At 55.0% G+C, this 26,569-nt stretch carries 19 protein-coding genes; 12 read left to right on the top strand and 7 right to left on the bottom strand.

The window, feature by feature from the left end; translation table 11 throughout:
• Positions 1-53 precede the first annotated feature (53 nt).
• A complete protein-coding gene (locus BLL36_RS24355; RefSeq protein WP_076954159.1) occupies positions 54-332 on the top strand; it encodes a hypothetical protein in 279 nt (92 codons plus the stop codon).
• Positions 333-546: 214 nt separating this feature from the next.
• On the opposite strand, the gene BLL36_RS24345 is transcribed toward BLL36_RS24355, so the two are convergent.
• Positions 547-1,443 (bottom strand): hypothetical protein, encoded by an 897-nt coding sequence (locus BLL36_RS24345; RefSeq protein ID WP_076954157.1) that lies wholly within the window; start codon positions 1,441-1,443, stop codon positions 547-549.
• A gap of 94 nt (positions 1,444-1,537) precedes the next feature.
• Here BLL36_RS24345 and BLL36_RS24340 point away from each other — a divergent pair, with 94 nt between their 5' ends.
• Together BLL36_RS24340 and BLL36_RS24335 are read left to right on the top strand one after the other, a co-directional pair.
• Positions 1,538-1,885 (top strand): hypothetical protein, encoded by a 348-nt coding sequence (locus BLL36_RS24340; RefSeq protein ID WP_076954156.1) that lies wholly within the window; start codon positions 1,538-1,540, stop codon positions 1,883-1,885.
• A gap of 43 nt (positions 1,886-1,928) precedes the next feature.
• Positions 1,929-2,744, top strand: a complete 816-nt coding sequence (locus BLL36_RS24335; protein WP_076954155.1) for a DUF2303 family protein — start codon at positions 1,929-1,931, stop codon at positions 2,742-2,744.
• Between the two features lie 58 nt (positions 2,745-2,802).
• Here the strand turns inward: BLL36_RS24335 and BLL36_RS24330 are convergent, their stop codons facing one another.
• On the bottom strand, positions 2,803-3,012 hold the full coding sequence (locus BLL36_RS24330) for a hypothetical protein (RefSeq protein ID WP_076954154.1): 210 nt from the start codon (positions 3,010-3,012) through the stop codon (positions 2,803-2,805).
• Positions 3,013-3,241: 229 nt separating this feature from the next.
• Complete coding sequence (locus tag BLL36_RS24325; RefSeq protein WP_130925993.1) at positions 3,242-3,712, bottom strand: hypothetical protein; 471 nt, start codon at positions 3,710-3,712, stop codon at positions 3,242-3,244.
• Between the two features lie 91 nt (positions 3,713-3,803).
• Here BLL36_RS24325 and BLL36_RS24320 point away from each other — a divergent pair, with 91 nt between their 5' ends.
• The gene (locus BLL36_RS24320) at positions 3,804-5,873 is read left to right on the top strand and encodes a DNA cytosine methyltransferase (RefSeq protein ID WP_076954152.1); all 2,070 of its coding nucleotides are present in this window, start codon (positions 3,804-3,806) and stop codon (positions 5,871-5,873) included.
• 253 nt (positions 5,874-6,126) lie between these two features.
• Positions 6,127-6,477: a DUF4406 domain-containing protein gene (locus BLL36_RS24315; RefSeq protein ID WP_076954151.1), complete on the top strand. Its 351-nt coding sequence runs from the start codon at positions 6,127-6,129 to the stop codon at positions 6,475-6,477.
• A gap of 15 nt (positions 6,478-6,492) precedes the next feature.
• Here BLL36_RS24315 and BLL36_RS24310 read toward each other — a convergent pair whose 3' ends face one another.
• Entirely contained in the window at positions 6,493-6,939 is a 447-nt protein-coding gene (locus BLL36_RS24310; protein ID WP_076954150.1) for a hypothetical protein, read from the bottom strand.
• A gap of 165 nt (positions 6,940-7,104) precedes the next feature.
• On the opposite strand from BLL36_RS24310, the gene BLL36_RS24305 reads away from it, so the two are divergent.
• Entirely contained in the window at positions 7,105-7,437 is a 333-nt protein-coding gene (locus tag BLL36_RS24305; RefSeq protein ID WP_076954149.1) for a hypothetical protein, read from the top strand.
• Complete coding sequence (locus tag BLL36_RS24300) at positions 7,434-8,048, top strand: hypothetical protein (RefSeq protein WP_076954148.1); 615 nt, start codon at positions 7,434-7,436, stop codon at positions 8,046-8,048. The genes BLL36_RS24305 and BLL36_RS24300 overlap by 4 nt, the downstream gene beginning before the upstream one ends.
• Here the strand turns inward: BLL36_RS24300 and BLL36_RS24295 are convergent.
• Positions 8,026-8,976, bottom strand: a complete 951-nt coding sequence (locus BLL36_RS24295; protein ID WP_076954147.1) for a HEPN domain-containing protein — start codon at positions 8,974-8,976, stop codon at positions 8,026-8,028. The genes BLL36_RS24300 and BLL36_RS24295 overlap by 23 nt on opposite strands.
• Positions 8,977-9,090: 114 nt before the next feature.
• Between BLL36_RS24295 and BLL36_RS24290 the strand changes: the two genes are divergently transcribed.
• From BLL36_RS24290 to BLL36_RS24270, 5 genes are all read left to right on the top strand, one after another.
• Positions 9,091-9,630 (top strand): hypothetical protein, encoded by a 540-nt coding sequence (locus BLL36_RS24290; RefSeq protein WP_231998971.1) that lies wholly within the window; start codon positions 9,091-9,093, stop codon positions 9,628-9,630.
• Between the two features lie 37 nt (positions 9,631-9,667).
• Positions 9,668-9,886 carry a hypothetical protein gene (locus tag BLL36_RS24285; RefSeq protein WP_076954146.1) on the top strand — a complete coding sequence of 73 codons (219 nt, stop codon included), beginning with the start codon at positions 9,668-9,670 and terminating at the stop codon, positions 9,884-9,886.
• A 2-nt stretch (positions 9,887-9,888) separates the two neighbouring features.
• The gene (locus tag BLL36_RS24280) at positions 9,889-10,098 is read left to right on the top strand and encodes a DUF4224 domain-containing protein (RefSeq protein WP_076954145.1); all 210 of its coding nucleotides are present in this window, start codon (positions 9,889-9,891) and stop codon (positions 10,096-10,098) included.
• Positions 10,099-11,133 (top strand): site-specific integrase, encoded by a 1,035-nt coding sequence (locus BLL36_RS24275; RefSeq protein ID WP_076954144.1) that lies wholly within the window; start codon positions 10,099-10,101, stop codon positions 11,131-11,133.
• A gap of 337 nt (positions 11,134-11,470) precedes the next feature.
• Positions 11,471-12,754, top strand: coding sequence for a tyrosine-type recombinase/integrase (locus BLL36_RS24270; RefSeq protein WP_076954143.1), 1,284 nt, complete (start codon positions 11,471-11,473; stop codon positions 12,752-12,754).
• 778 nt (positions 12,755-13,532) lie between these two features.
• Here BLL36_RS24270 and BLL36_RS24265 read toward each other — a convergent pair.
• Positions 13,533-13,976: a hypothetical protein gene (locus tag BLL36_RS24265; protein ID WP_076954142.1), complete on the bottom strand. Its 444-nt coding sequence runs from the start codon at positions 13,974-13,976 to the stop codon at positions 13,533-13,535.
• Complete coding sequence (locus BLL36_RS24260; protein WP_076954141.1) at positions 13,976-26,563, bottom strand: hemagglutinin repeat-containing protein; 12,588 nt, start codon at positions 26,561-26,563, stop codon at positions 13,976-13,978. Before BLL36_RS24260 ends, BLL36_RS24265 begins: the two co-directional genes overlap by 1 nt.
• Positions 26,564-26,569 lie beyond the last annotated feature (6 nt).

The following is a 26,569-nucleotide window of genomic DNA, read 5'->3' as shown; positions in this document are numbered from 1 at the left end:
CAAACGTCAAACCTGGCTCGCACTGCCGGCCAGCGGAATAGAAGAGGTAGGCCATGGCTGCCGAACAGAAGGAACGCACAGCCAAGCTTGCCGAGAAACAGCAGGAACTGGGCGAGCAGGAATTGCGGCACACGGTCCCCTACGGCACCCGGCAGATGCTCGACGAGTTGATGCGCGGGCATGAGATAGAGGAAGTCCGCGAGGCGGTGAAACTGCTGGTGCTGAATGGCCGGGCCGAGGATATGCCGCCTGCGCCGCCGAAGGCAAAAATTCCGTCCGACATCATTCGCCATTACTTCCGACAGGGGATGCTTGATCGACTGCGGCGCTGACCGTCGAACTAGGCGAGACGAAAGACCGAGCGCTCATCTAGCACTTGATCGCTCACGCCCTCGCGCCTGGATCGAAAAAGTCTGCGCCGCTTTTTAAAAGCGTGCTCCACGAAATCGACATAATGTAATACGTGGGGCAACGATAGAAGGTCGGCATCACTCAACTCCTTCAGATATATCTTGATTAAAATTGAAAAAATGGATTTGACCATATTCAGTCTTTTTCAGAATTATAATAATCATAAACCACTTTCGCTACATATCCGTGCTCGCGCAGATGATTAACCCCCCACTTACGCAAAAGCAAACGCATATGCCTATAGTTGAAAAAAATATAGTTAGAAAACAATATACGCTCGGGCGGCAGTAAAGTCTCCCTAAATACGCCCAAGTATGAGGATTTATTGTCATCAGGGATATTTGAATTATTGACAAAGTTAACCACTCGAGCAGCCCTGAAAAAGAAATTCATAAAGACATCATGCTCTAATACTGCATTAACATGAGCCTTCGCTAGCTTCAATTGACCCTTAACACTCTTACCGGAAAACTCTTCTCGACGTGCTAAAATATCTTCACAGGCTTTATCAGCTTTCGATTTAGCCTTGCCGTTTTCATCCGGCTTTGTTCGAAGATAAATTTCACAATATTTTTCCGCTCTATCTAGCAATTGAAAAAATGTAGCCTCGAACTTCTCAGACTCTAATATTGTTTGTTGCTGCCTCATAAAATCCGTTGTTTTTCTGGCCTCGCCAGTTTGGATAAGAGTGGTTCTTAAAAGCACCAACAATGCTAGAAAGCTAAGCACTGGATTTATGAGTCCGCCGACAAAGTCACCAATCTGACCAATATTATTATCGAGGTTCAGGCGCCTGCCGTATAGCGCCACAAAAGATAGTAAAACTAAACCTGCAATGACAAGTGCCAGCCATACCATCAAGGCATTACTTATTGGAGGTATATTCTCGTCACTGCTACGCCCTCCCTTTTCAATGGAAAAGCGATACATGCTAAAAAGACTTACTCCCAAAATAAAAGTTACTAATACGATCGCAATTGCCTCCCTCAAAACCTTCTCCTTGACTAGCTTCGCGCATTGGATTTGATGCATCCATTCTCACCCTAAAGCCGCAATTTTGCCATTAGTCGCATCCGCCAGCGCAATCTCAACCCAGCCGCCTTTCAGCGATCCCGGAGAAACAGTCATGTCCACAGCAACAGATACAGCAGAGTTTCTTGAAGAACTCAACGGCGGCGCCTTCGCCAGCCAAATTGGCCACGCCATCTCCGAGGTAGCCGCGGGGGTTGTTGACCATGGCAAGTCCGGGAAGCTGGTTATCACCCTGGATTTCAGCCAGATCGGCGAATCCCACCAGGTGAAGATCAAGCACAAGCTCGATTACAAGGTGCCGACCAAGCGTGGCGCCCGCAGCGAAAACACCAGCCTCGACACGCCCATGCACGTGGGCACCGGCGGCCGCGTGACCCTCTTCGCGGAGAAGCACGACCAGCTTTTCAGCCGCGACGACGCGCCGATTCCCAAGCGCACATGATCTACCCCGCTCACCCTCCCTCCGCAATCCAAGGAAATAAGCGATGTCACTTACCAAAGATGCAATTCAGCTGATCACCGATACGGCGCTGGAAGCCAACGGCAAGAAGCTGGAAACACTCGTCCCTACCGTGGTGTTGCCGGAAAGCTCGCGGATCATCGACTTGGAGAAGTTCCAGGCCGGACGTAGCCGCTTCCGTGGCACCTACAGCACCCACTCGCTGGCAGACTTCAGCGCCTACGTGGTTGAGCGTGCAGCTCTTGGCGCACGCGGCTTCATCGATCAGGACGCGATGAGTTGTGTCCTGCTGTTCAACCTGGGCACCGCCGATGTGCCCGGTCACGCCGATGACCGCGCCGTCCTCAAGCTGAAGCCAACCGCCGGCTACACCGCCGCCCAGCAAATCGGCGGGCGCGGCATCAGCCAGAAAGACCTAAGCGACTGGATCGAAGACTGGCATCAGTACCTCACCCCAGTAGACGAAGCTGGCAACGCCATTGCGGTGGCCAAGGCTATCGCAGCCGTTCGCACTATCACCATCAAGGCGTCGAGCGAATCGGAAACCACTGTGGGCGAGACCAGCGCCAGCCGCAGCGCAATGGATCAAATCGAGGCGCGCAGCAAGGAAACCCTGCCGGTGTCCCTGCAATTCAGCACGATCCCGTTCGAAGGTCTGACCGAGCAAGTCATCACGCTGCGCCTCTCCGTTATCACCAGCGGCGCGCAGCCAGTTCTGAAACTGCGCTGGGTCGGTGAAGAGGTCCAGCGCGAAGACATCGGCCAAGAGTTCAAGTCCGTTCTGCAGGAAAAAATCGTCGAGGCTGCCGTCTTGTCGCTTGGCTCGTTCGATCCGAAGTAAAAATTAGGCCGGGAGACCGGCCTTTCTATTCGCTTTCGCCGATTATCTCAGAAGATCTTTACTTCTTTCCCAAAAATGCCCACGCATCTTTTAGAGCTCCGGATGCAGCGGCGGCGCGCACTGGATCACCCGGATAATCTTTGCTCTGAATTGATCCCAAGGCTCTCTCCAGGATCATGTCAGAAGACAGACCGTGCCTTAGATCAAGTTCTTTCAACAGTTGAAACACAATGTGTTCCAAAGCAATGATTTTTGCTTCTTGAGACATCTGCCTTCTCCTTGATCCGGCTCCATGCCGGTCACCCGTAATACCCCATACCCAACCAATTTGCCACCACCGGAGACGGAGGGCGGCGCATGCATTGAGCGATGTATGAGCGATTCATTTGAGGTTCGGCGTGTAACGACCGCCAGAAGGCATCAGCGCCGCCATAGCCATATTCCCCATCGCATGGAATCTACCCAGCACCAGATTCTCCTGACCGATACCGTCCACTTTAGGTCCTTTCTTTCGCGTCTAAATGCCTTTGCGTTCGGTAGTACCAAAGGACGATGCCGAGGAGAAAGAGTCCTAAGGACCATGCTGAATAGGACGTGTACCGGCTTTTTAACGCAGCTAATTCTTCCTCTAGTCGCTGGACAATTTGCAGCTTGTAAGAGGTTGGCTCGACCTTAATACCAAGCTTGTTGAATTCTTGTTGAAAAGTGGCTGTTCGGTCGAATTCGGCCTTTAATTCCTCTGCGGTTTTTGCTTGAGACCCAAACTTTTGATAGCGCATTTCAAGCGCCTTCAGCTCTCGAGAAGAGGCGTCGAGGGCTGAATTCAGCTCTAGCGCACTAACTATCCACTCGTCCTTTTTGTTCTGGAGTTGCTCCTTACGCTGGTTGTAATCGAAATAGAAAAACAGCATGCAGATGAGCCCCGAAATCGCGAGGAATTTGTACAGGTTATCCGTTGGTGCTTGCACTTCTATCTCCCTTATAAGTTCGGGCTTATTACCCAGAACCGAACATAAATACCCCATATCAACGAATCACGCCAGCTGGCGAGGATCCCCTATGTCCGCACAACAGAAGAAACACCCCTTCGATTTCAAAACCCAATACGGACTCGGCTTCAACCCTCAGGACGATGAGATCATTGTCGACTTCTTCTGTGGTGGTGGCGGTGCCGGTACCGGCTTGGAGATGGGCCTCGGCCGCGCGGTGAACGTGGCGAAGAACCACAGCACGCAAGCGATCAGCATGCACACCGTCAATCACCCGGGCGCCCAGCACTTCACCACTGACGTTTTCGAGGGTGATCCGGACACAGAGTGCGGCGGCAAGGCCGTGGGCTGGTTCCACATGTCGCCAGACTGCACGCACCACTCCCAAGCAGCCGGCGGCCAACCGCGCAAGCGCGAGATCCGCAACCTATCGTGGATCGGCCTCAAGTGGGCAGGTATGAAGCGGCCCAGGGTGATCAGCCTGGAGAACGTGAAACAAATCCTGCAGTGGGGCCGACTGATCGCCAAGCGCGACAAGGCCACCGGCCGAGTGGTGAAACTCGGTGGCGACATTGCCGCACCTGGTGAAGTTGTGCCGGTGGGCCAGCAGTTTCTGATTCCTGACCCGAAGCAGCGCGGCCGCACCTGGCGCCGCTTCGTCGCCCTGCTGGAAGGCATGGGCTACGTCGTTGAGTGGAAGGTGATCAAGGCCTGCGACTTCGGCGCGCCGACCAGCCGGGAGCGCCTGTTCATGATCGCCCGGTGCGACGGTCAGCCAATCGTGTGGCCGGAGCCAACCCACGCCAAGAACCCCGCTAAAGGCCAGCAGAAGTGGAAAACAGCCGCTGACTGCATCGACTTCAGCGACCTGGGCAAAAGCATTTTCGGTCGCAAGAAGGACCTGGCGCCGGCCACGCTGCGCCGCGTTGCCAAGGGAATGAAGAAATTCGTCATCGATAGCGCGGCGCCGTTCATTGTGCCGATCGCCAATTGGTCGGGCGAGACGGTGCAGTCTGCCGACGAACCGCTGCGCACCGTCACCTCCTACCCGAAGGGCGGGGCCTTCTCGGTGGTCAGCCCGATCATCGCACCGGCAACGCACCAGGGCAGCGATCGCATCAATGACCCGCTTGAGCCGCTGCCGACGGTGACCTGCGCGAATCGAGGTGAGCTGACGATGATCAGCCCCGTGATGGTTACCGCTGCTCACGGTGAAGGGAAGCCAGGAGGCGTACAGCGTTGGGGAGATGGCTGCAAATCCTCTGCTGACCCGCTGGGCACCGTAACAGCAAGCGGAGGGCACTCGATCGCATCAGCGCATCTGGTGAAGTTTCGATTCAACGACGCGGGCAAGGCGCTGGATGAACCGCTGCCGACCATCACCAGCGGCGGCAACTATCAACGCCCGGCTGGTGCTGCTCACGCCATGGGCATCTCCACGGTGTTCGTGGCCCAGATGAATGGTGGCTTCAACACCACGGCCGCCAAGAGCATCGAAGACCCGATGAGCACGGTGACCAACACCGGCAGTCAGCAGCAGCTGGTGGCGGCGAACCTGGTGCACTTGCGCGGCAACTGCGATGCACGGGACGTAAGCGACCCGCTGCACACCGTCAGCGCCGGCGGCCAGCACCACGGGTTGGTCAGCGCATTCATGGAGCGGGCATTCGGCGGCAGTGTTGGCCAGGGCCTGGAGGATCCGGCGCCGACGATCACGGCCGGCGGCGGTGGCAAGAGCTCCCTGGTGTCACTCACGCTCTCGCCAGAGCATGAAGCCGGCGCGCTGCGCGTGGCGGCCTTCCTGATCAGCTACTACGGCACCGAGAACATCAGCGCCTGCGACTCGCCGGCACCGACGATCACCACCAAGGACCGCCTGGCCATGGTCACAGTCATGGTCAAGGGCACCCCCTACGTGATCGTCGACATCTGCCTGCGGATGCTGAAACCGGCCGAACTGTACAAGGCCCAGGGCTTCCCGGCCGACTACATCATCAGCCACGGTGCCGACGGCAAGCCGTTCACCAAAACTCAGCAGGTGCACATGTGCGGCAACAGCGTCAGCCCGCCGCCGATGGCAGCGCTGGCACGTGCCAACGACCCGTGGCGTGCCGAAGAGCGTCAAGCCCGAGCAGCGTAATTCACCCCAGCGGAACGGCCAAGACCCACTCGGCCAGCCAGCTGAGGCCGCGAAAAATCAGTTCAATCAGTACCTGGTACATCAGGTCAGCGGCAAGTTGTTTCATGCGGTAGAACTCTCGATTTTGGTCAGCTCACAACACGATGCGCTGACGGTAGTGTTCGATGGTCTGCCTCTCTACCCAAGCCTTCCACTTGGGGTTTTTCCAACTCCCCCACTCCACCGACCGGGCATAGCCCTGCAAGGACTCCCCATGCCTACAGAAAACAAATCCTGCGCGGCCGGCGTAACCCTCCGCGCCAACCGCGTCTACGTCGCCGGGCCGATGACTGGTATCGCCGACTTCAACTACCCAGCCTTCAACGCCGTGGCCGATCAGCTGCGCGCCCAGGGCTACGAAGTCGAGAACCCGGCTGACCACGGCGTCGTCGAGGGCGCCCAGTGGGCCGACTACATGGCCTACGACCTCACCCGTCTGGGCTTGTGCGGAATGATCGCCCTGCTGCCGGACTGGGAGCATTCAAAGGGCGCCCGGCTGGAAGTCCTGATCGCCGAACGCCTTGGCATGAAGATTCTTAAAGCCCATGAACTGTTGAATAGATAGGCAGTTGAATATTAGCTAGACAACGGAACTGTTTTTAGCAAGTTTATCTCCCTCATCGGCATAACCTTTCTGCTTTTGCGCTGACATCAATTGTGAAAGTGCCAACACCAAGCATGTAATAGTAAAAACAGCGCTGGCTAGAAAAATTAATCCAAGCTCCACTCCGGCAGTAATTGTCATATACATGCCCATTACAGCAGTCATTTGAAATGACAGCGCTCTTATCTGGGCGTAGTTTGCGCTCTGAACCAATCTTGATCTTTCGTATTCACTTTTTGAGAGCTGATGAATAACTTCCTGTTCTTTTGCTTTTTTTGCATCGTTCGAAGACTTCCACTTCTTCGAGGCAGCCCCAAAACCTGCATCAATTAAGGGCTTTGCGTATGACGAAACTAGATTTATCGCCAGTCCCACAATGACTACAGAGATCCACCAAAAAGAGTCAGATAGCAATGCGTACATATTGGTTGCCTTTCAGTTAAAACCAAAATGATAGCCTTTTGATTGCTCACTTGAACAGAGTAAGCCCCTCACGCGAATTGGCTGCCACTGGCATCCCATCGCCTGCATCGGGATTCCGCTACCTCCCCCTTCAAAGTCAGCCGCTATAGCGGCAAGGACGAAGTCATGTCTGAAGAAAATGTTTTGATCGAGCCAAAAGAAGTCGTGCGCAATAACTGCGGGAACTGGACGCACCCAGCCGTACCGGATTGGGGAGAGGGAGAAAGCTTCGAGACCATCAAGGCATGGTTCGATGCCCATCAAATCGAATGGCGCTCGGTTGCTTTGGAGGATGATCTTTCGGCGGAGGAATACGACAAGTGGGCAGCCAAGGGTGGCTACGACGCAGAAGGATGGGAGCCAACGAAACCGGAGGGGGCTGGCTGGTTTGTTCTGTCTATCCATGACACTGACAACGGCCCAGTCTGCTGGTGGGCACGCCGCGAGGTGACCCCATGACCCAGGTAAAGGAACGGCCAATCCTGCTCTCCGCGCCGATGGTGCGCGCCATCCTGGAAGGCCGGAAGACGGTCACGCGGCGGCCGGTGAAGTTTCCATTCATCGATCGCGCCGTGGGTTGCGAGCTATCCGGCAATGAAATCGGGCCGGACGAAATACGCAACAACTGCCCGTATGGCGTGCCTGGCCAGCGGCTTTGGGTGCGCGAGACCTGGGCGCGTGTCGGCAATAGCGATCCTGGCTATCTGACATTCGGCGCCACCTACCCCGCGTGCCTGCCGCCGGAACTGGAGAATATCCCCGCCGCCAGCGAAATCCGCTGGAAACCCAGCATCCACATGTTCCGCCGTGATAGCCGCATCCTGCTGGAGATCACCGCCGTGCGCGTCGAGCGGTTGCAGGACATCACGGAGGACCAGGCCAAGGCCGAGGGCGTGCGGCTCTACACAGATCATGCCGAACTGGGTGATTGGTGGCACGTCGAGGGGATCAATACCTACAGCGCTGACCCGCGCAAATCGTTCGAGCTGCTCTGGTCATCAGTCGGCGGTGACTGGGTTGCAAACCCGTGGGTCTGGGTGGTCGAGTTCAAAAAAATAGGCATCTTCTAAAATGGCTTTCAATAAACTCATTGTCGCCATAAACCACATCAGACGAGGAGTCGTCCTCTAAGATCTTGAATACTATTCTCCTCAACAACTCCAACATCTTTAAGCTTAATTCTGGCGTAGACTCAGCAACCGCATTGTTAATGTGCGAACCATGAGTGACTTGCGACCGTACGGCGTATACTTTTTTCATAAACTGATATATTAACTCTTTATCCTCTGAGCTTTCCCCAATGAAAAACGCAACCCGCTCGGACAGCCGGTGAGTTAACTCCGTAGTGCTTGTAGAGAAAAGACTTTCTAGCGCGCTGCACATTTGGGAAATCTTCATAGCAGGAACACTTGATCGCCTAGCTATTTGAATAAAATTCAAGAACCTGTCCACCCGAGTCGCTTTATTCGAAACGATCGGTGTGAATACTGAATAACCTTTCTCATCAAGATGCATGCGCAGGGTATTCAGTCGCTCTCCCCATTCCCTCATATCACCTTCGGAAAACTCTATGGAGCACTGCCTGTCACCATCAGAAATAGAAGCTTGAGCGTATAGACTGTTACTACACCAGCCAAGCACACCATTTAAATTAGACCGACAATATGCAACTTCCGAAATAAAGCAGTTATCTTTAACTAGCCATGAATCCTGTAAAACCCAATCTACCCACACCATCCAACAGTGCAATATTTCCTCGCCATTCGAAAACTGATCCCAATACCCGACATCTCCGGGATTACTAACAACAATATTATTAGCATTCTTAAAGTGTTGATACTCAATCTCACCAGCATACTTTCTAAATCCTGAGTTCAAGTACTCATCAATCAACTCGCGCCCAACAACAACATTCACCGTTGGCATAATCTGATAGACGCCAGAGGGGGCCGTCACCTTCAACCACCTAAACGTTGTAATTAAAGAAACTTCTCGCATAACCACTCCAATTAAATGCCTGTAGCGCAAAGACTTTGATCATAGTCAAAAACAGATCGAACGCCCACTTCCACCTACGACAGCCTGCCAGTATGCGGCGGGCGAGGTATTCCTATGTCACCAGTTCAGCGATTCCACCAAGTAACCAACGACGCGCTTGTCAAAATCAGCGAGCACTGCCCGCCAGGCGCAAAGCTGGCCTTGATCATTGTCACGCCGGGCGAGCCTGAGCGAGACATCGTCCTTGAAGACCAGGGCCTGGATCGAAACGAAGTGGTCAGCGCCCTCCGTCGTCGCGGCCTGAGCATCGACGGCGACAACGCCTACAAGCGTGACCTGTGCGACGCAATTGTCGGGGCGCTGGCCATGGGCGCCCAAAACACCAACCCGCCGCCGGCGGATCACTGGGGCCAACGATTCTGGGATATCGGCCGGGAGGAACGCGCCAGCAGCGAGCAACTGCTGGAAGCACTGACAGCGCTCACCCAGGTGGCAGGCGAATGCGAGCAGATCGCCAGCAACTACAGCGGCACCATCGACGGAATTTTCGAACACGGCGGCGACGATCACGAAGACCCCAGCTGCGCGATCTTCCACCGACTGTACTACGCCATGTTCGAAGCGCGCGCCGCCATCGCCAAAGCCACCATCTAACCCACCTTCTGCCGCCCAGCGCGGCAAGGACACCCCAATGTTCGCTATGAAACTCACCCTGATTGTACTGGGCGCTTTGCTGTACCTGGTCGGAACACCCGGCTGGTTCTTTTGGGCCGGGCCCGAGTTGCTGTCCACCGGCACCACCGAGACACTTATCTACGCCCTCTTCGGTACCTGCGCCTGGCTGCTGATCTCCTTTGGCCTGGCAATCCACATTATCAAGACAGCGCGGCCCACAGCGGGCGGGAGGTAGGTATGGAAATTCATTTTCTGTCGCATGAGGAAGTTTGCACACTCACAGGCGCAAAAACCAAAGCCGGCCAGGTGCAAGTGCTAAAGCGGAACGGGATTCGCCACACCATTAAGCGCAGCGGCTGGCCTTGCGTCATCGCCAACGCCCTAACCGGCGAGCCGGTCACAACATCAGCAGAAAAACCAAAATGGCAGCCACGCCTGGTGAGTTAAATGGGAAGGAAGCCAACGAACCCTGATAGCGTCACACGCCTCAGGAAGCGCAAGCAGCGCAGCGGGACAATCTATTACTACTACGACCTCGGGGGCAGACCCAGAAAAGAGATCGCCCTGGGCAGTGATTATGGAATGGCTATCGTGGAGTACGCGAAGCTCGAGAAGAGCCGCGCGTCCTCGGCCTTGGTGCAGGACGTACTCACCTTTGCCTACGTCGCGAACATCTACATGCTCGAAGTTGTTCCAACCAAGGGCGTGGCCACGCAAAAAGACAACGCCCGAGAGTTGAAGCAGCTGTTGAAGTTCTTCGACGATCCGCCTGCACCGCTCGAAGCGATCGAGCCACAGCACGTTGTCCAATACCTGCGGCAGCGCGGCAAAACAGCGCCGGTACGCGCCAATCGCGAGAAAGCTTTGCTCAGCGCTATCTGGAACTTCGCCCGGAGCAGTGGTTACACGTCGCTGGCCAACCCGTGCGCCGGCGTCAAAGGACACAAGGAGTCTGGACGTGATCAATACATAGAAGACGAAATGTTTGCCCTGGTGTACCAGCACGCCGAACAGCCCCTACGGGATGCGCTTGATCTGTTCTATCTGACCGGCCAACGGATCGCGGACACGCTAAAAATGGATGAGCGAGACATCCGTGACAACCGGCTTGCCGTGAAGCAAGGCAAGACGAATGCAAAAAGGAGGATTGAAATAACGGGCGAGCTGAAGGTTGTTATTGACCGAATCCTGGCCAGGAAGGACGGGCACAAGATACGGACAAGTAGGCTCATCGTTATGGATAACGGACAGCCTATGACCAGCAGCATGTTGCGAGGGAGGTTTGACGCGGCCCGTGAGGCGGCCGGCGTAGAGAAAGGAGACTTTCAGATGCGCGATCTCCGCGCAAAAGCTGGCACCGACAAAGCAGAATCCAGCGGTGACATCCTGCAGGCTCGCGACCAACTTGGGCATACAACCGTCGTCATGACGGAGAACTACATCCGTAAGAGGATCGGCAAAAAGGTCACGCCGACCAAGTGAATTCTGCACCGCAATAGTTTTAACCCCCTTGAAAACAAAGGGCTGCAAGCGAGGTAAAAACTACTCGTAGCGGTGCAGAATAGACGCTAACTTATTGTATTTAAAAGAATACCTTGCGGACTTAAAATCCCCCGCTCGTAAGGGCGTCCCGGTTCGATTCCGGGTTCGGGCACCATCTCTTGTTCCACTGACGGCCTGTAAAGTCCGTGGAAGCCTTTAAAACCCGCCGTTTGGCGGGTTTTTTCGTTTGTGGCGTTCCGTCGGTTTTTGCCGAGTTCCAGTGAATTTAGGTATAAATTTAGGGATACAAATCGGTTCGATATCAGGTCGTATACTTATGTCGCGCACCACTACTCCACTCTCTGACGCGGCGTGCCGCACAGCCAAGCCGAAAGACCGCCCCTACGGACTCTTTGACGGAGAAGGTCTTTTTCTCTTAGTCCAACCCAATGGTCGAAAGGGCTGGCGTTTTCGTTATACCAAGCCCAATGGCAAGCAAGGCCTGACTTCTTTCGGCAATTATCCGGTTGTCAGCCTTGTGGACGCTCGAGCAAAACGGCTGCAAGCCAAGCGTTTGATTGTCCAAGGCATTGATCCGGTAGAAAACAAGCGAAACGCCAAAGTACAAGCGCAGGTGAACGGTAGAACCTTTGAAGAGGTGGCGCTTGATTGGCACCGGGGCATGTCTGCCAAATGGACGCCCGGCCACGCAAAGAATGTTTGGCGCCGTCTTCAAACCTATGTCCTACCCCATATTGGCGCGCGTTCTATTGTGGACCTGGACACCCACGACCTGTTGCAACCCATAGAAGCCATCAAGACAAAGGGCTCGATAGACGTTGCTCTGCGCGTCAAATGCTATTTGATGAACATCATGCGTGAAGCAAAACGCGCTCGCATCATCAGCCTAAACCCTGCCTATGATCTAGAAGGCTCAGTCAAATCACGCCGCGTGACCCATCGCCCCGCCCTGCCCCTGTCGCGGTTACCTGAACTGCAGGCGCGAATCGCCGCTTACAAAGGTCGGGCCCTGACACGACTGACAGTCCAGCTTTCTCTGCATCTGTTCGTTCGCTCCAGCGAACTGCGTTTCGCCCGCTGGAACGAGTTTGACCTCCAGCGCGCGGTATGGGAAATCCCCGATACTCGCCAGGCACTTGAAGGTGTCAGCTTCTCCACTCGGGGTACAAAAATGCAGGGCGACATCCATTTGGTCCCTCTCTCCCCCCAGGCAATTGGCTTGCTCAAACAAATCCAGGCTCTGACCGGGGAGTTTGATCTGGTATTCGCCGGCGATGCCAACCCGCGTAAACCGCTTTCAGAAAACACGGTGAATAAAGCGCTTCGGTCGATGGGCTATAACACCCAAGCAGAACTTTGCGGACACGGCTTTCGCACCATGGCCTGCAGCGCACTGGTCGAGTCGGGATTATGGTCAGAGACAGCAATTGAGCGACAAATGAGCCACAGGGAGCGGAACAAGGTCAGAGCCGCATATATACACAAAGCTGAGTTCATCGAAGAGCGGAGGCTTATCATGAATTGGTGGAGCGATTACCTGGACGTGAATCAGGAGGAGCATGTCACTCCACATGAGTTCGCAAGAAAGATCAAAGCATAGCCGTGTCGACGCTGCAGATTTCAAAAATTAGCGGGGGTGGATTGACTTTCCATGGGTGCTGGCACTTTTTAAGCCAAAGAAACTGGAAAACGACAAACAGACCCAATGATTAACAGTCACTTGCTACCTGTTAGGTGCACCGGGACCACGACGAAATGTGGCGAAGGGATAGAATTGCTGCATAGCGTGGATCGCATGAATGCGTCACGTCAGGAAAGTTAGTCGTGTTAGGTTGGCTTGTCAAAGCGTGACAAAGCAATGACTTGTAGGAAAAGGAGGCGCCCGCAGTCAGCTACCGCGTAATCTCGAATGTGTATCTGACCCAGTCGACTTCCATATGGCGTACTTCAAGATGATGGCAATGGGTGGGTGGATGGATTGAGGAGGGTTATCTAAAATTACTGAACCACCAAGAATATAATCGCGGGCTAACGGCCTGCGTTACGCCTTATCCAGCAACTCTTCCTATACCTACAATGATATGTGAAACTCCTTCCAACCTCGCAAAGCCCTATCGAAGTCATCCAAACTTATAGTGACTAAAAACTCCACATCATAAAGTGAATAGATTTTTACTTCATTATTTAAAATACGGGTTGCCCAAGCATCACGGTCCCAGTCAATAGAGACTTCATCTGCGCGCCTCACTGCCATAACTCTAGGGCTGAGGTGAGGAAAAATGGACACCCGAAGAATGTTAAGTAAGTGGCATTCGGAGCAGATTTATTTTTTTGGACCAATCCGCCCCTCCTATTCAGATAGGATGGATCTTTTCAAGCTACTTACCAAACATAAAGCGCTTAATAATTCGAACGTCCTCTGAGGAAGAAGCTAATACTGTCCCAAGAGCAGACCTGACCTCATCGGGCAAATCAAAGACCCTTAATCCTACTCTAGGCTTAGCGATTAGCTTATAACCATCGCTCTCAACGTCATAGCTATACAATCCTTTTTTAGCCATCGAAATAAAGGACTGCAAATAGCGTTCACGCTTAACATGAGATTCAAACAAATTCAGATTCTCTTCCTCAACCTCGCACTCAAAAACCTCGGGCAAGGAACAAAAATAATCGAATAAAAGTTCATAACTTAAAATCGATGCGCGAACCGAGTCTGGGACAAACCCATTCCCTCCAGTAGCAAAATGCGAAAGCGCCCCATCCTGATAAGACGCAAACCAATCCAAGTCATTTATCTCTAAAAATTCGTCATCCATCTGCATTACTCAGCTCCAAATATATTTGTGCAGTTTTCGCACCTAGGAACTACCTCTCCTGTACGAGGACGGATAGCAGGTGTGAACTTAATATCGCTCAACCTTAGTCCCGGATTATTTAGGAGTAGCTCATTCGCGGCACGAAATTCGGCACAACGTCCTAACGTGTTCCCACAAGCTGTTTTCACACCCAAACCTCCCAGTTTTTCAGCATACGCCCGTAATTCTGGAGCAATCACATCTGGAATTGATCCACTTGAGGAAGTCACTATCTTCCCTGTTAATGGGTCTACAGCACCAATCACAGTCGGCGGCTTGTACTTACCAAATGTTCCAATATAAAGCTTGAGCTGCTGATTCGCGTCGCCAAGAAGCTTAGACGTTTCCTCGCTAATAGCACCGTTGGCATTCTCATTGTACATATTCCCAGGGTCGAGTCGATGCTCGGGCGTTACGTATTTTCCATCATCCCGCTGCCCGTCCAGCTGGGTCCCACCGGTATTGGTAGCAGGGTTAACAACGCCGCCATTTACGAAACCACCACTGCTCGGATTTACTCCGTTAATCTCAAGAATGGGAGTGATATAGGCCAAATGTTCAGGGTCGAGCTGATGAATCGGAAAGGAGGTGCCAAGCAAAATCTCCCAAACAGCGACGGAAACCCTGATTTGTTGGGCCGCATCCTTTCCAGCCTTCGCACCTGACTCCACCAGCGAATTCGCAGCAATACGCGCCTTCTCCTGAAACGTCGCATCTGACGCTACCAGAACAGCACCGACAGCCACGACGACTGCTTCAGCCGCCACAGGAATCGCCACTAAATTGCTTGCGCCAGTTCTAGGACCGTTCAAGGTCGTTAACAAACTCATAACGATCAGAGCTTTGTTGGGATCATCGCCCGCAATTTGAGTGAGCTTATCAACCAACGCCTGGTTTTCAGGTGCCTGCTCTTTTCCAGTTATACCCGCGATCACTTTATTGATCAGCGCTGCACGGTCTTCCGGATGGCGACTACCCAATTGCCTAACGAAGGCTTTGGCGGCCATCACGTCGGAGACTCTGTCGGGGTTCTTTCCGATGGCAATGTCCGTACCCGCGCTAAAAAGATCTAGGAGTACTTGAATGGTTTCCTCACCCCGATCTCCAAGCTTCTTAGCATCAGTTGTCCATTGCGCAATCGTTGCAGTGGGGTTTGTCACCGCCGTCAATGAAGAGTCAGTGATGTAAAGATCTGTGCGCTTTTCTTTATCCCTGGTGACTTCGTAAGCTTTACTTACATCACGATTGAGGCCTGCGACAACCGAAGCCGCGTCAGCAGCATCTCGAACAATTATCTCCCCCGAACCAACCGTCGCGCGGACCGACTGTTCACGTTCCTTGTCGTACTTCCAGCCCGAAACACTCCAACCGCTATCGCCGGCTTTCCCCTTACCCACTTGGCTTGGGTCTTGTGTGGTGCTCTGACCCTCTTTGTAGGAGCCGCCAACACTCAGGTAGTACCCATGCTCATTATCTTTTCCTGCGATGTCGTTGAACCCAAGCGTCCCTGTATCCAGTTTGAGATTACCGGTGTCTGAAGCGATCAACGCACCATCCAATTGCGTGTGATCCTCTGTGCGGATATCGACCTTGTCTCGCCCAGTGATACGGGTCTGATCTTCTACCCAGTTGGTTTTACCCGTGGTCTGACCATAACCGACTGAACCGCTAACACCCGCGCCCGGGCCAATTGTTACGGTTGCGCTAATATCAAATTCCTTCCCTTTAACCTTACCGGTGTCAGGAACCGAAGAAACGCTCAAATCTCGACCCACGCGACCGGTTATCTGATCCCCGCGCAGCTCAGCGCCGGCGATGTTGGTATCTCTCCCGCTGCCGAAACTCAGACGGTCTCCTGCATATAGGTAGGCGTTCTGTTGCCCCTGCTTCTCCCTTTCAAGATCCCCCTTGCCCATACTGACGCTCACATAGATACCAGCGCCTTCTTGACCGCCCAGGGTGAGTCCTATCTCCCCTCCACCACTGCTTCTAGTACTTTCGCTATTACTCTCATTTTTCGCCGCACCAATATTCAGATCATTTCCAGCTTTTAGATCAATGTCGCGACCCGACCGGGCTTGAGTTCCAATAAGATTCAAGTCATGACTCGCAATCAGATTGATATCTCGCCCTGCATCTACCACTGTGGGTGTCGAAGTATCATGGCTGGCGTCTTCGTCAGCAACACCATGACTCCCACCGATCCCCAGCTTGGCCCCGCCGCTGGTACCGCCATGAATGCCCGCCCAGCTCTGACTCTGAGAGTCATTCTTTTCGATGTTGCCTTTGGCGACATCAAGATTGATATCACGTCCTGTTACGTTGATATCCCGACCTGCGCTTAACTGACCACCAGCGACTGCAACATCGTTACCGGCAGTCATGTTGAGGTCCTTTCCGGCATGGAGTGTCGAAGGCCGATTGGTCACTTCCACTACTTGTTTGCTGGTACTTTCACTACTACTGCCGATTTTCAGGTCTCCCGTAGGACCTGCCAGGAATTGGCCAACAGCATCGACGCCCCTCAGAGTGCTTGAGCCCTTGCTGACATTGTCCTCACCTTTGCCTGCACCACTCACAGCATCCTTCGTGCTGCCATAGTTATGATTGAGCGATACGCTAACCCCATTGCGCTCCTTTTCAAGCTGTTGCTCTACCAACAAACGCTCACGAGCTGCATCAATATTGATATTGCGCCCAGCCTTCAGGTCAATATCGTTGTCCGCCGCCAGATCAGAGCCGCGCTGGTTGATATCCCGCTTGGCCATAATCGCCAGATTTTCACCCGCGCTGATTTGGCTCGCAGCCGCAGTCTGCTGCTCAAGGCGATTTTTCTCGCCGCTGCGATCGGTACCGGCAAAGAACGTGACGCCATTGGCATCACTGGACACCCCAATACCGGTCTGTTTCGACTTGGCCCAATCACGCTCGCTTTTCGAGTTTTGTGCAGCGACTACGTTGACGTCGCGCCCCGCATTGAGACTGACGTCACGTCCGGCACTGATGCCACTGCCCACCAGGTTGATGTCGCGCTCGGCCTGCAGAGTCGCATCGCGATCTGCCATAACCTGGCTACCAACGCTGGTGCTGCTCTGGGCTTCCTGTCCGGCCTTCTTGGCCGAGGAGATCGCGATGAAGCCACCCGAGATTGAACCGGTCTTCTTCTCGTATTTCTCACTACGGCTATAGGCCGTGTCATTGGCCGATACCAGGTTGATGTCACCGGTATCCTTTACCAGCCCTGCCCGCAACTCAGCATCGTTCTCGGCATTAATCTCACTCGCCCGCAAGCGAATGTCATTGCCCGCAGCCACCACCACGTCGTTGCCGGCCTCCAACTCACTGCCTACTTGCGTGGCGGTCGTTTTCAGTTGGCTCTTGCCACTTTTTGAAAGCCCCAGGAATCCAGACTTGGTCTTCTTGCTGTAAGAGCCATGCTCTTCAACACCTGACAGCACCGCGACGTCACCGGTGGCGCCCAGCAGCATGTCGTCACCGGCTTTCAATTGACTGCCGATCACGGTGACATCACGCCCACCTTCGATGTTCATGCCACCGTCGGCTTTCTTGCTAGCGTTGACGGTCAGGTCCTTGCCCGCCTCCACAACGGAAGCCACGTTGGTGCTGTCGTAACTTTCACGCTGCTCGCTTTTGCTGCGCCCGAACGAGCCCTTGCTCTTTTTCGAGTAGAACGAAGCGTCTTCGTCCAGCGCTGACAAAATGCTCAGGTCACGCTGCGCCTCCAAAGCCACGTTACCGCCGCCCGCAACCCGGCTCGCGGTCAGCTCAAGGTCCTTGCCAGCACTCAATGACACATCACCACCAGCTTTCAGCACACTGGAAACCTGGCTGATGTGATCCTCGGAGCGGGTGACCTTCTTGGACTTGCTGGATGAATGCTGCTCGTCTGCTGCAGACGAAATACTCAAATCATCAGCGGCCGAAATACTCAGATCACGCTTGGCATCAATTCGGCTGGCAATAGCGCTGAAATCGCGGCCCGCCGTGACCTTCACATCACGCCCCGCGTCCAGGCTCGCTCCGGTTTGCGTGACGGTTTCAGTGCGGTATCTGCTTCCCATGTCAACGGAGTTGCGTTGTTCTACCGCATCAAGGCGCACATCACGCCCGGCGGTAATAGTAGTATCGCGTCCACTGGCCAGCACGCTGCCGTTGTTAGAGACGTCACGTCCAGCATTGAGGCTCAGGTCGTTAGCCGCTTCAATCCTGGCAGCGCTATCGAGGTAATCGCGACGTATTGAAGTACCGGAGCTGTAACCGGTGGTGGTCACGCTACGCTCGTTGATCACATCGCCACCAACTGCTGTGAGCGTTACATCGCGGCCGGCAATGATCCCGCCTGCCTTGTTGACGATGTTGTTACCCGCCAGTAGGTCCAGACGGTTGCCGGCTTCAATCAACCCGCTGTTGGCCAGGTCGTTTCCGGCCTTGGCCGACAGGTTATGAGTGGCGCGCAGGGTTCCTGCGTTCTCCAGGTTCTCACCCGCCATAAGGCTGATGTCCTGGCCAGCAATCAGGGCGCCGTTGGGGGCCAGGCGATTATCAGCTTGGGCCAGGTACAACACCGGCACCAACACCTTTTCGCCGTTGATCACATTCTCTTCAAGCCAGACGATATCGTGGGTTAGCGCGGCCACTTGCTGACCGGTCAGCGATACGCCCACCGACAGGTCGAGGGCCTGCTTGCTGCGAATGGCGTTATCCATCAGGTGACGGAACACTGCCTCGTCAGAGGCCTGGCCGTCGATAAAGCGCTGCCCGGTACGCTCGACAATCGCTTGCTGGATCAATCGTTGTTCATAAAGACCGTCGCCCAATCGCTTCGCGCTTTCATCCGGGTTATAGCCCAATCCTGCGAGCAGATAATCCGAGCTCATGAACTGTTTGAGGTCAGTCAGAACTGGATTGGTTTCGATCAGGTATTTATGTGGCTTCGAAACGATTGTACGGTCAGGCAAGCCCTGCACACGGTTTAGGGTTTGACCGCTTCCAGGCGTAGAGGTGGCGAGCTGTGTAATGCCCGGAATATTCAGGGAAGGCGAGCTTCCGGCGTTGATGCCACTGGCCTCTCGGGCACCCACTGATACAGGGCGAGAATCCACCGCAATCTGGCTCGCGCCACCCAACTGGATCGTCCTGCCTTGATTTTGAGGCAATGCCTGCTCTCGGTGAGCCAGCTTGATGCTTGCCTCGCTCAGGGTCCAACTTTTTGGCCCATTGCTGCGTTGCGCCACCTGGGTAGCGCTTACTCCACCGCTACTGAGGCGGAACAAGCCGTTCTGCCCCGTCGGCAGAGCGAAGTTAGGCAGCGCTACCGGATTAACTTGCCGCTGCGCCAGATCCGGGGGCAGTTGGGCATTGACGGAGATATCTTTGGTGATGGTCGTGGGCTTTGCTACCCCGTTCTGCTGGCCTTGATTCATAAAAGGGGCTAGGTTTTTGATATCGCCGTTCTGGATAGATTTTGTTGCGTTTATCGAAACAGTCTTACCGGCCTGAATAACGGCAGCCGCCGAGCTACTGGACTGATAGTTTCTGACATCACTCATTAAATTGAGCGCCAAAATGGCGGCTGGAACAGAAACCTCGGGGCCTTGCCCAAAATAGGGATTCAGATAACCGGTCTTGGCACCAGCGCCCCACATCCATATGTCGTAGCATGGGTCGCCGTCACCACCACCACATGACAAGCCGCCATAATATTCCATCGCATATTTAGAGTTACGCTTAGCGTAGATGTCGACAGGGCCATCACCGTTGATACCCGCGAAAAAAGGGGCTGAATGCTTGCGACCTGGTGTCGACTTATAAACTCTTGAGCGCGTAAATTCGCCTGTACTTACAGAATTATTCTCAAAGACATCTGTTTTAAAACTTATATTTCCACCTGAGACGATAGTTGACGCAAAGTTATTGAAACGTCCGACATCAGCATTAAAATCACCTCCCACCGATACCGTCGCCGCTTGCCCAGAGAAAGTAGCCTCAGACACATACCTCTCTTCCACAAAATAATTCATGTAATAACACTTATTGCCATCACAATCAAAAGTAATGTCACCCGACAACAAGCGCTCTTTACCTGCAACACCCTGCCTCTTATTTTCAAAGACCGTCGAAGCAACGGTAAAATCTGCATCCGACTGTATGGAGGATGAGAAATTTACAACGCTATTAGCCTTACCCCCCTGCTGCCCACCAATATTCAAGTTGCCCAGACTGTAAATGGCCGCATTATCATTGTTCAGCAGATCACCGACTTTAATGTCAATGTTCGAACCGCTAAAAATCAGTCCACCTTCATTCAACAACGTTGGTGTCTGCAGCAACAGCGCCTGTGTACTGCCCAACGTTGCATAGTTATTAATAGCGCCGGCACCGACACTCAGCTTCGCCGCAGATGTAACCCGACCGTAGTTGTTGAATGCTCCCGCGATATTGAGGGTTGTATCGCCCCCTCCTGCAATACTCGCAGCGCTGCTCACGTTTAACTGTGCCGCACTCAAGCCCAGTGTCCCGACACTGCTGTAACGGCCTTTGCCGACGTAGTTGCCGGTCAGGGTCAGATCCGCGGTGCCATCACTGGTGATCAACCCATCATTGTTCCAATTGCCACCCGTACCGATAAGGCTGTCGGACGCCAGCAACTGCCCACTGGCGGTTTGATTCAAGGTGTTGACGTTAATCGTCAAGCGCCCGGCCTGGATTACGCTGCTGTTGGTCCAATTGTTCGCAGTGAGGGTCAGACCGCCTCTGGTAACCACGTCACCACCGGCTTGAGTGAGGTTGGCAGTGGCGATATCAAAGAAGCCCTTACCTGCGTGCAACAAGCTGCCGCCCTGGTTCTGAAAGCCACCTACATTTAGCGTCAAATCAGTATTGGAGGTTTCCAACCGGCCGTTACGGTTATCAAACACGCCACCAATCTGAAAGTTGGTTTTTCCACCGCTACCCAGCGCCCGAATTTGCCCTCCCTGGTTATCAACGCTATTGGCCGCCACATTCAGGCTGCCATCGCTTTCAATCACCCCGCCACGGTTGGTGAGTAGCCCATTTGCCGCCAGCTCAACCGCGCCACCGGCAATTTGCCCGGCACTGTTATCCACTTGCTGACCACCTACCCGTACCAAGCCCTTGGCGTACACGCCACCATTGCTATTGGCAAAATTGTTGGCGTTGACCACAGCATCGCCCGCTTGCGCGGCGATGCGTCCACCCTGGTTGTTGATGCTGTTGGCGAGCAGGTTCAGGCGCTGTGCCTGGATGATGCCACCTTGATTATTCAGGCCTGCGGCCAACTGCGCATCCAGCAGGCCCTTGAAGCTGGCTAATGTACCGCCTTGGTTATCAACATCACCGCGGATTTTCAGGCTCAGGCCGGTTTGGCCCTGCACGACACCCTTGGCGTTGTTCAGGCCCGCGGCGTTCAGTTGCACATCGGCGTCCTGGCTGTAGATCAGACCATTGGTGTGGTTCTGTACGACGTCCGATGCCGTGATTGCTACCCGTTCCTTGGCTACAATGGTGCCACGCTCACTGTTGTCTAGGCCTCCGGTAAACAGGGTCAGCAGGCCCTGGCTGGCAATCTGGCCGTCGGCGTCGTTGTAAACCTGGCTGGCACGTTGCAGAAGCAACGGCCCAGCGCTCACCAGCTTGCCGCCGCTGTTGTTGAGGTTGCCGAGCAAGTCGAGGGTCAACTGTCCGTTGCTCGCGAGGGTGCCGCCGTTGTTGGTCAGGTCGGTACCGGTAAAGGTGAAGGCTTGTTGCGCGTTGATGGTGGCCTGGTTGGCCAGGGTGGCCGCTTGTACATCCAGCGTAGTGCCGCTCTCGATCAAGCTGCCGTCACCATTAACCAATGCGCCAGTCACCGACAGGTGTTGCCCGGCGCCGCTGGAAAGCACGGACTTGCCACGGTTATCCAGGCTGGCAGCGCTGACGTCCAGCCGCCCTTGACTGACCAGCGCGCCTTCAGTGTTGTTTTGCAGAGCACCGCTCAGGCGTACATCGATCGCACCGTTGCGACTCGACAGTGTGCCGTGGTCACGGTTATCGAGGCTACCACCGCTGACGTTCAGGCCTTGCCAACCCGACATCAAGCCATTCGCGCCGTTATTCAGGGTGTCTGCGTTGAGGGTCAGTACTTGGCTGCTGATCAGCTTGCCTGCACTGTTATCCAGCGTGCGCGCTGCCAGGGCAAAGCTTTGCTGGCTGGAAATTTCACCGCCTTGGTTGCTGAGATCCCGCAGGTTTTTCAGAGTCAACGGACCATTGGCGAGGATCAGGCCGTTACGGTTGTCCAGGTCATTGTTGTTGAAGTCGACGGTTATGCCCTGCTCACCGACTATCCTCCCCCCTGCCAGTGCCAAGGCGTTGAGGTCGATAGCCATGGCACCTTTGGCAGAGACTTCACCGCCGTTACCGGAATTGAGGCTGGCGGCCTTGAGGTTCAAGGTGCTCCGGCTATTGATCAGGCCGCTGGCGGTATTGTCCAGGGCCATGGCATTGAGAGTCACCGCAGCACCCAGCAGAGTGCCGCTCTGATTGTTCAGGTCAGCGCTGTGCACAGTGACCGCTTGCGCTGCGCTGATAAGGCCTTGGTCGCTGTTGTTCAGCAGACCGGCGCTGGTTAGTTGCAGGTCGCCGCGACTGGTCAGGCTGCCGCCACGGTTGTCCATGGCAGTGGCTTGCGCAGTGAGACTCGCCCCGCCGATCAGCCCCTTGATGTTGGTCAGAGCCTGGTCGATGCGTAGGGTCAGGCCCTGATTGCTCAGCAGCTTGCCGTTGCTGTTATCGAGGTTTTGGGCGGTCAGGCTGAAGGCTTGGCCGCTGGAGATTTCGCCACCGTTGTTGGTGACGTTGGTGAGGTTATTAAGGAGCAATGGGCCGACGGCATTAATCAGACCGTCTTGGTTGTTAAGTTGACCATTGTTCATATCCAAGGACAGGCCGGCATTGCTGAACAACTTGCCGCCCTGCTGGTTCAGGCCCGTAACGCTGGCCGTCATGGCTTTGGTACTGCCGATGCTGCCACCGTTATTCAACTGCGCGGTGGTCAGCGACAACGTATCGCCGCTGTTGAGTCGACCTCCCTGGTTGTTCACCTCGCCAGAAGTAACCGAGACCGGCCCTTTGCCACTGATATTACCCTGTTCGTTATCCAGATCGGCACTGCGAAGGATCAGGTTGCCATCAGTCAACAGCTCGCCACTTTTGTTATTCAGCATGCTGGTGACTGAAACGTTCAAGCCTTGCGCGCTGGATAGGCTGCCCTTGGTGTTATTGAGCCTGTGCGCTTTGACGTCCAGCGTGCCTTCACTGCTTAGCAGACCTTCGCTGTTATCCAAGTCGCCCGCCAGCGTCAACATCAACGGCTGTTGGCTGAACAGCTTGCCGCCGGTGTTATCCAGTGAAGTGCCAGCCAGCGTGAGGCGCTGGCCGTTCAATTGACCCAGGGTGCGGTTGATCACCTGATCTACCGCAAGTTTCAATCCCAGACCCGAGAACACCACACCCTTGTCGCTGTTGTTCAGTTGCAGTCCAGTGATGGTGACATCGGCATTTCCGGTCACTTCACCGGCGCGATTATCGAGGTGGTCGACGTCGAGTTTCAGCGCTTTTACGGCACCTACCAGGCCCTCGCGATTATCGAGGTTCGCGCTGCTGATATGCAGGCCTTCGGTACTGATCAGTTGACCTTTCTGGTTATCAAAACGGTCTGCGTTGACGGTGACCTGGGCCTTACCGGCGATCTCACCGCTACGGTTATCCAGAGTTGCGCTACTCAGCAACAAGGTACCGTCGGCAATCACGCTGCCACGCTGGTTATCGATCAGTTCGGACGCACTGATATCTACGTCGCCCCGGCCGCTGATCAGGCCTTTGAAATTGTTAAGCACCTGACCAACGCGCAGGGTCAGCTCTTGGTTGCTGATGAGTTTACCGTTGGTGTTGTTGAGGTTCTGCGTGGTCAGGGTGAAAGCGTTCTGGCTGGAAATCTCACCGCTCTGGTTGTCGATACTGGCAAGGTTGTTGAGCAGCAGAATCGGGGCGTTGATCAAACCAGCGTTGGTCAACTTGCCGTTGTGCAGGTCGAGAGTGAGCTGCGCGTTGCTCACCAGTTCGGCGCCGCCCAATTGGGTGAGACCGCCGAGGTTGGCGTTCAGAGTACCGACGCTGGCGATACGGCCACTGTTGGTCACGTGGGTAGCCGTGAGGTCAAGGCGCTCGGCACTGATCACGCGACCGTTAAGGCCGTTAGTGAACTGTCCGGTGACAAGGTTCGTTTCTCGCTGGCTTTTAAGCAGGCCCTGGGTGTTGTCAAGGCTCCCGATGGTCAGCGTGAGTCCTTGTGCGCTTTCGACGGTGCCAGCGTTGTTAAGCAGGTCGGCGGTGGTGTTGATATTCAATTGACCAGCGCTGGAAATACTCCCGCTGGTGTTATCGATGCGCTGCCCAGCAAGGGCAATTGAACCTTCGCTGTTGAGTTTGCCGCGAGTGTTGTCCAAGGATTCGGACAACTTCAGTTCCAGTGAGCGCTGCCCACCCAAGGTACCGTCGGTGTTATCCAGTCGTGTACCGGTCAAGCGTACATCCTTGGCAAACACAAGGCCCTTGGCCTGATTAACGACCTCAGACACCGCCAGCTCCAGTGTGGTACCGGCCAACAGTTTGCCCCCGCGGTTGTCGAGGTACTCGCCGCTGAGTTCGAGGTTTTGCTGACTGGAAATTTCGCCGGCGCGGTTATCGATGCTGTCGGCCTTGAGTTTCAGCACTTTTGTCGCCGCAATCAGGCCGCCGTTCCGGTTATCCACGGTGCCGGCGTTGAGGGTCAGGTCGCCCTGAGCAACCAGTTCACCACCTTGCTGGTTCAATACGCCAAGGGTGGCGTCCAGTTCATCTTCGCTGGCGATGCGGCCCTTAGTGTTATTCACGGTCTCCACCGTCAGGCGCACCGGCCCGATGGCGCCGACCAGGCCGCCTTGGTTGCTTAGGGATTGGCCGGTGATTGCCAGTGCCTGCTTGCTGTTCAGCACACCTTCTCGGTTATCGACTTGGCCAACGTGCAGATTCAGGTTCTGGTTGGCACTAACGACGCCGCTACGGTTATCCAGGCGTCCCGCCTGGACCACCATGACCCCCTTGGCCAAAACGTTGCCTTTGGTCTGGTTATCCAGCAGGTCATCGATCCTCACGGTGAGATCACCATCACTGACCAGACGACCGGTTTGGCTGTTGTCCAGGCTTCCTGAAGTGATGCTCAAACGCTGGCCACTGCCCAGGGTTCCACCCTGGTTGGACAGTGCGCCAGTGTTGACGGTGAGGTCGCGACTGGCGATCACCGTCTTGCCGCTGTTGTCGATGGCTTGTGCGATCAAACGCACATCGCCTTGGGCATTGCGGCTATTATCTACGTTGATACCCGCTTCAATAATCCCGCCGTTAGTCAACCGACCGCCTGCGTCCAGAGTGATGCTGTCCCGGGCGGCGAGGGTTTGTCGGTTGCTCAATGCACCCTGGGTTTTAACCGATAGATCGGTGCCGGCATAGACAGCGCCTTGCGTCTCCACGCTGGCCGCTTTTACCGCAATCGCAGTACCTGCCGACGCCTGCCCCATGACCACGTTGCCCGCCGTATCAATCTGGATATCACCACCGGCGACCATGTCTCCCGACAGGCGTACGCCCACGCCTGACTCGGTACCGACCAGCTTGACCGCGCCCACGTACATGCCGCCCAGCGCCGAAGAATCGATCGCCAGGTCCGGCGCCTGGCTGCCGTCCGCCGCTCGCGCCGTGGCGTTCAGGGTGCGTGCGTCTACATCGTTGCGACCGGCCACGATGGTGAGTTTTTTCGCCTGAATCTGCGCGTTAATGGTGGCAGCGCGGGTGATGATTTCGAACTGGTCGACGTTGTTGGCATTCAGGCCGGCGCCGTCGATGGTAACGCTGCCCTTGTCGACCTGGTAACGGCTGATCTGGCCGTTTTCGATCAGCGCTTTACCGGTAGTCAACGTGGCCTGGGGCGTATTGATAAAGCCGCAACCATTGCAGCTGATGCCGTAAGGGTTGGCCACGATCACATGGGCTGACTGCCCCGCCACTTCGGTGTACCCACGCAACTGACTGGGGCTGCCGCCGTTGACTTCATTGAGGATGACGCTGGCGGCGGCACCATTGAAATTCGGGTTGCCGACGATGATCCCGCCCAACTGCGTGGACTGGGTGCGGCTGGTGGCGTTGTTGAGGATCACGCCCTGCTGGCCGACGTTGTAGTCACTGAACTGGTTATGCGACAAACCGCTGCCATTGGGCGCCGCGATGTTGACGATGGGCACGCCGTTACCCGCCTGGCCCAGACTGGTGCCGGGCGCGCTGACCACAATCCCGTCCGCCTGGGCCAGCAACGGCTGCCAGAACATCGCGTTGGCCAGCACCAACGCCAATCCGCGTTTGGGCAGGCCCAAAAAGCTGGAGCGGGTTTTCACGGCTGCGGAAGGTTGGCGCGCAAGGAAAGCGAACTGGCGAACGTCCATGTCAGG

Origin of the sequence: Pseudomonas cedrina subsp. cedrina (genome assembly GCF_001983175.1) — a bacterium.
GTDB classification, from domain to species: domain Bacteria; phylum Pseudomonadota; class Gammaproteobacteria; order Pseudomonadales; family Pseudomonadaceae; genus Aquipseudomonas; species Aquipseudomonas cedrina.
Note: the sequence above shows the minus strand (reverse complement) of the source record. Positions and strands in the feature narration are given on the sequence as shown.

Bases quoted from the DNA above. Each gene is read 5' to 3' on its own strand.
- BLL36_RS24335 (WP_076954155.1), top strand. From the start codon at position 1,929: ATGTCACTTACCAAAGATGCAATTCAGCTGATCACCGATACGGCGCTG.
- BLL36_RS24270 (WP_076954143.1), top strand. From the start codon at position 11,471: ATGTCGCGCACCACTACTCCACTCTCTGACGCGGCGTGCCGCACAGCC.
- BLL36_RS24260 (WP_076954141.1), bottom strand. From the start codon at position 26,563: ATGGACGTTCGCCAGTTCGCTTTCCTTGCGCGCCAACCTTCCGCAGCC.
- BLL36_RS24355 (WP_076954159.1), top strand. From the start codon at position 54: ATGGCTGCCGAACAGAAGGAACGCACAGCCAAGCTTGCCGAGAAACAG.
- BLL36_RS24275 (WP_076954144.1), top strand. From the start codon at position 10,099: ATGGGAAGGAAGCCAACGAACCCTGATAGCGTCACACGCCTCAGGAAG.
- BLL36_RS24265 (WP_076954142.1), bottom strand. From the start codon at position 13,976: ATGCAGATGGATGACGAATTTTTAGAGATAAATGACTTGGATTGGTTT.
- BLL36_RS24315 (WP_076954151.1), top strand. From the start codon at position 6,127: ATGCCTACAGAAAACAAATCCTGCGCGGCCGGCGTAACCCTCCGCGCC.
- BLL36_RS24345 (WP_076954157.1), bottom strand. From the start codon at position 1,443: ATGCATCAAATCCAATGCGCGAAGCTAGTCAAGGAGAAGGTTTTGAGG.
- BLL36_RS24300 (WP_076954148.1), top strand. From the start codon at position 7,434: ATGACCCAGGTAAAGGAACGGCCAATCCTGCTCTCCGCGCCGATGGTG.
- BLL36_RS24330 (WP_076954154.1), bottom strand. From the start codon at position 3,012: ATGTCTCAAGAAGCAAAAATCATTGCTTTGGAACACATTGTGTTTCAA.
- BLL36_RS24310 (WP_076954150.1), bottom strand. From the start codon at position 6,939: ATGTACGCATTGCTATCTGACTCTTTTTGGTGGATCTCTGTAGTCATT.
- BLL36_RS24280 (WP_076954145.1), top strand. From the start codon at position 9,889: ATGGAAATTCATTTTCTGTCGCATGAGGAAGTTTGCACACTCACAGGC.
- BLL36_RS24305 (WP_076954149.1), top strand. From the start codon at position 7,105: ATGTCTGAAGAAAATGTTTTGATCGAGCCAAAAGAAGTCGTGCGCAAT.
- BLL36_RS24320 (WP_076954152.1), top strand. From the start codon at position 3,804: ATGTCCGCACAACAGAAGAAACACCCCTTCGATTTCAAAACCCAATAC.
- BLL36_RS24285 (WP_076954146.1), top strand. From the start codon at position 9,668: ATGTTCGCTATGAAACTCACCCTGATTGTACTGGGCGCTTTGCTGTAC.
- BLL36_RS24295 (WP_076954147.1), bottom strand. From the start codon at position 8,976: ATGCGAGAAGTTTCTTTAATTACAACGTTTAGGTGGTTGAAGGTGACG.
- BLL36_RS24290 (WP_231998971.1), top strand. From the start codon at position 9,091: ATGTCACCAGTTCAGCGATTCCACCAAGTAACCAACGACGCGCTTGTC.
- BLL36_RS24340 (WP_076954156.1), top strand. From the start codon at position 1,538: ATGTCCACAGCAACAGATACAGCAGAGTTTCTTGAAGAACTCAACGGC.